We start from the raw sequence: 2,172 nt of genomic DNA, 5'->3' as shown, positions 1-2,172 counted from the left end.
CTTTGTGGGCGGGGGATTTTAAATCCCCTGTGTCTACCTATTTCACCACCCGGGCATGTGCGCAATAATAGAGGACAAGTACGCGATTGGCAAGAGAAAATCAGAGAGTTTGCTTTATTTTCAATCAGTTCTTGTTCGTATTTATATAAATTAACCAATTTATGTCATGATTTATTCATTAAACTGAGATCAGTTGTTCATCTTATCTACTTAATTTTAAGACACTCATTGCTTAAAACTTAGGTAATTTTATGTCAGAGAAAATTTCACGCCGAGAATTAATTCAAAAAAGTCTGTTCGGTTTTGGGGCGCTATCTTTGCCGGTAGCTTTTACGGGTTGTAATGATGGTTCCGATGAAAAAAGTTCGGAGACACAAGCAGATTTTTTACATGGAGTTGCGAGTGGCGACCCTTTGCAGGATAAAGTAATTTTATGGACGCGTTTAACACCGGTAGATCTTAGTGCGCACCTTAAGGTGACTTGGGAAATTGCTACCGATGACCAGTTTAAGCTGAACTTGAAGACTGGCGTGGTTCAAACGACTAAGACAGATGATTTTACCGTGAAAGTGGATGCAACAGGACTACAGGCGGATACCATTTATTATTACCGTTTCCATTTTGGTAATAAAACTTCACCTGTTGGTCAAACTAAAACTTTGCCTGTAAGTACCAATAAGGTCAGCTTTGCAGTATGTTCTTGTTCTAACTATCCTGCGGGTTACTTCTACGTTTATCGTGAAATAGCAAAACAGAAGGTGGATGTAGTCATTCATTTGGGGGATTACATTTATGAATATGGCTCTGATGGATATGCGACAGAAGATGCCGAAAAATTGGGCCGTACTTTGCCATCTGATAATAATAAAGAAATTATTAAATTAGATGATTATCGCAAACGTTATGCGCTATATCGTCAGGATAAAGACTTGCAGGTAGCTCATCAACGTCATCCTTTCATTGTAATTTGGGATGACCATGAGTTAGCAAATGATACTTGGCGTGAAGGGGCGGAAAACCATCAAGATAATGAAGGATCTTTTTCTGATCGTAAGTTAGCTGCTCTACAGGCTTATTTTGAATGGATGCCAATTCGCCCTGTTTCTAACACAGATCATCTAAATATTTATCGTCAGTTTAATTTTGGGTCACTTGTACAACTAACAATGCTAGATACACGCATTATTGCGCGAGATAAACAGCTTGAATATAAGGACTATATGACAGCTTCTGGTTTAGACGCTCAAAAATTTCAGGCTGATTTAACAGATTCAAAGCGTACTTTAATGGGGCATACACAAAGAGATTGGTTGGTTGATAAATTAAAACAATCTACAGCAACATGGAATGTGATTGGTCAGCAGGTCTTAATGAGTAAAATGTGGATTCCTGCTGAGTTATTGGTTTCTCTGGGGCAAATTACTTCAGGTGGAACTTCGCCAGATGGGTTAGCTAAAATGAATGCACAAATTACAGAATTAGTCACATTGAAATTGCGATTAGAGCAGGGTGATCCAACTTTAACTATTCAAGAAAAAGCGCGGGTCACAACTTTAGTTCCATATAATCTCGATGCTTGGGATGGGTACTATGCTGAGCGAGAGTTTGTGTATGATAAATTGGCAGAGTTTAATAAGAAAATTATTGTTTTGGCTGGCGATACTCATAATGCATGGACATCTTACCTGTATAGCCAAAAAGGGGAATATGTCGGTGTTGAATTAGCGACAAGTTCAGTTTCTTCACCGGGTCTTGAGAAATATTTAAGTATTCCTTTGGCTCAGTTGCAAAAGTTTGAATTTGCCTTTACTACACTTATCGATGAATTGACGTATTGCAATTTAAATCAGCGAGGCTATCTGGTGGTTACACTCGATGATACGCAAGTACAATCGGATTGGATTTTTGTAGATTCAATTAAAAATGCAGAATATAAAGTAGATTCAAGTCGACATTATCAATTGGTGTTAGATGCGAATTTAACGCCTGAACAAGATAAGCAAAAAACTGCTTAAATATATGGATGGGAAAAGGATACTAATAAGTATCCTTTTTTTAGACATAAAAAAACCAGCTTACGCTGGATTTTTTATTGCACCAATTTCTATACTAGAAAGTGGTGCCCGGGGCCGGACTCGAACCGGCACGCTTTGTGGGCGGGGGATTTTAAAT

At 38.3% G+C, this 2,172-nt stretch carries 1 protein-coding gene; it reads left to right on the top strand.

Annotated features, from left to right (window positions below; translation table 11 throughout):
- Positions 1-251 precede the first annotated feature (251 nt).
- A complete protein-coding gene (locus ODQ17_RS18965) occupies positions 252-2,015 on the top strand; it encodes an alkaline phosphatase D family protein (protein ID WP_322905600.1) in 1,764 nt (587 codons plus the stop codon).
- Positions 2,016-2,172 lie beyond the last annotated feature (157 nt).

The sequence above is a fragment of the Acinetobacter sp. IRS14 genome, assembly GCF_034650275.1.
GTDB classification, from domain to species: Bacteria; Pseudomonadota; Gammaproteobacteria; order Pseudomonadales; family Moraxellaceae; genus Acinetobacter; species Acinetobacter oleivorans.
The sequence above is the reverse complement of the archived record's forward strand: the minus strand, read 5'-3'. Positions and strand labels throughout refer to the sequence as shown.

Coding starts and splice junctions, on each gene's coding strand:
- ODQ17_RS18965 (WP_322905600.1), top strand. CDS start 252: ATGTCAGAGAAAATTTCACGCCGAGAATTAATTCAAAAAAGTCTGTTC.